Here is a 2,260-nt window from a genome sequence, read left to right as displayed (position 1 = left end):
AGCTACGGCGCGCCCGGCGCCCTGGTCAGGATGGACGGATGTGGCGGCGGCGACAACAGCGTCCTGGTCTATTTCAGCTGCGCCGATTGCGCCGTGCAGGCGGCCAAAGCCGTCAAGGCCGGCGGCAAGATCCACAAAGAAAAAATGGCCATCGGGCAGTACGGTTTTATCGCGCTGGTTATCGACACGGAAGGGACGATGATCGGCCTGCACTCGATGCGATAGCCGATCCGCAGGCTTTCAATTTTGGCGGTTTTTTACGGTTGACCGTGGAAACCAGGCTTTCCAGCTGGCTTACTCACCCACCACATCAGCGCCGGCTGGCGGGGTGAACTTGAAGGTGCTGGCCGGCAAAGCAGGGTTGCGTTCGATCTTGTTGAAGCGAATGTGCGTCGTCTGGCCAAAGCTGTCCTGCAACTCCATGGCTTTGAGGTCGTTGCCGGAAAAACCGAGGCGAACCGCCTCGAAGCCGCTGTCACCCGCCTTCGGGGTGGCTTCGACCCAGGTCATGCCTTCGGCTTCGCCGGCTTCCTTGAGCGTGAAGTTCTTTTCCAGCTCGTTGCTACCGGAGAGCAGCGCCGCCGGCGAACCGCCGATGGCCTGGCCGGCCTTGCGCACGGTGACCTGTTGCAGATCGGGGTCGTGAATCCAGACTTTCTCGCCGTCGCCAACGACAAGCTGCGGATACGGCTTGAGGATTTCCCAACGCAGCTTGCCGGGCCGCGAAATGGCGACAGTACCCGACGACTGCTGCGGCTTGCGGCCATTTTTGCCAATGACCATCTGTGAAAAGTCGGCTTTCAGCGTGCGCGTGCTTTTCAGGAAATCATGCAGTTGATCGACCGCGCCAGCGTTGGCCAGCAGTGGGAACAGGGCCAACGCTACGGTCAACCGGAATTTTCGGGCAAATTTCATGGGCGAAGCTTAGCGGGTTGGCGCCTGGCGCGCTGTTTCAGGGTGTAACAAATTGCTGGAGAAACTCACTCGGCCGGCTTTTTCATGAGCACTTCACGCCCGCCACGGCCATCCATGGCCGATACCAGCCCCGACTTTTCCATCGCCTCGATGAGCCGCGCCGAGCGGTTGTAGCCGATGCGCAGGTGACGCTGGACGAGCGAAATCGAGGCCCGCTGGTTCTTGAGCACGATATCGACGGCCTGGTCGTAGAGCGGATCGCTTTCGCCATCGTTACCTTGGCCGCTCTCGCCACCTTCGCCACCGCCCTCCTCGTCGTCGCCACCGGCGCCAGTCAGGATGTCGTCGATGTACTCCGGCGCACCGGTTGATTTCAGGTGTTCGACGACACGATGCACTTCATCATCAGAGACAAAAGCGCCATGAACGCGGGTCGGGTAGCCGGTGCCCGGCGCCAGATAGAGCATGTCGCCCATGCCAAGCAGCGCTTCGGCGCCCATCTGGTCGAGGATGGTGCGCGAGTCAATCTTGCTCGACACCTGAAAGGATAGGCGGGTCGGGATGTTGGCCTTGATCAGGCCGGTGATCACATCGACGCTCGGCCGCTGCGTCGCCAGCACCAGGTGGATGCCGGAGGCCCGCGCCTTCTGGGCGAGACGGGCGATTTGCTCCTCGACCTTCTTGCCGACGACCATCATCAGGTCGGCCAGCTCGTCGATGATGACGACGATGAAGGGCATGGTCTTCAGCGGCTCCGGGGTTTCCGGCGTCAGGGTCAGCGGATTCGGGATATGCTCGCCGCGTTTCTCGGCGTCGCGAATCTTGGTATTGAGGCCGGCGATGTTGCGCACGCCCATCGCCGACATGAGTTTGTAGCGCTTTTCCATCTCGGTGACGCACCAGTGCAGCGCGTTGGCCGCCTGCTTCATATCGGTGACGACCGGCGCCAGCAGGTGCGGAATGCCTTCGTAGATCGACAGTTCGAGCATTTTCGGGTCGACCATGATGAGGCGGACCTGATCCGGCTCGGCCTTGTAGAGCATCGACAAAATCATTGCGTTGACGCCGACCGATTTGCCCGAACCGGTCGTCCCGGCGACCAGCAGGTGCGGCGTCTTGGCCAGATCGGCGACCACCGGCAGGCCGCCGATGTCCTTGCCCAGGCAGACGGTCAGCGGGCTGGTCATGTCGTTGTAGGGCTTGCTGGAAATAATCTCCGAGAGCTTGACGGTCTGCCGCCGGGGATTGGGCAGTTCGAGCGCCATGCACGACTTGCCGGGCACCGTTTCAACGACGCGGATCGAGACCAGCGCCAGCGCGCGGGCCAGGTCGCGCGCCAGATTGA

At 61.9% G+C, this 2,260-nt stretch carries 3 protein-coding genes; 1 reads left to right on the top strand and 2 read right to left on the bottom strand.

What is annotated here, in order from left to right; all coding sequences use genetic code 11:
• Positions 1–225 (top strand): VOC family protein (locus ADADOO_RS12840; RefSeq protein WP_511277898.1); only part of this gene is annotated, 225 nt, incomplete at its 5' end.
• Between the two features lie 69 nt (positions 226–294).
• On the opposite strand, the gene lolA is transcribed toward ADADOO_RS12840, so the two are convergent.
• A complete protein-coding gene (gene lolA, locus ADADOO_RS12835; RefSeq protein ID WP_511277897.1) occupies positions 295–915 on the bottom strand; it encodes an outer membrane lipoprotein periplasmic chaperone LolA in 621 nt (206 codons plus the stop codon).
• A gap of 65 nt (positions 916–980) precedes the next feature.
• A partial coding sequence (locus tag ADADOO_RS12830; RefSeq protein ID WP_511277896.1) for a DNA translocase FtsK occupies positions 981–2,260 on the bottom strand: 1,280 nt, incomplete at its 5' end.

The sequence above is a fragment of the Azonexus sp. genome (assembly GCF_036170495.1).
Taxonomy (GTDB): Bacteria; Pseudomonadota; Gammaproteobacteria; order Burkholderiales; family Rhodocyclaceae; genus Azonexus.
This window is presented reverse-complemented; position numbering and strand designations above follow the sequence as displayed.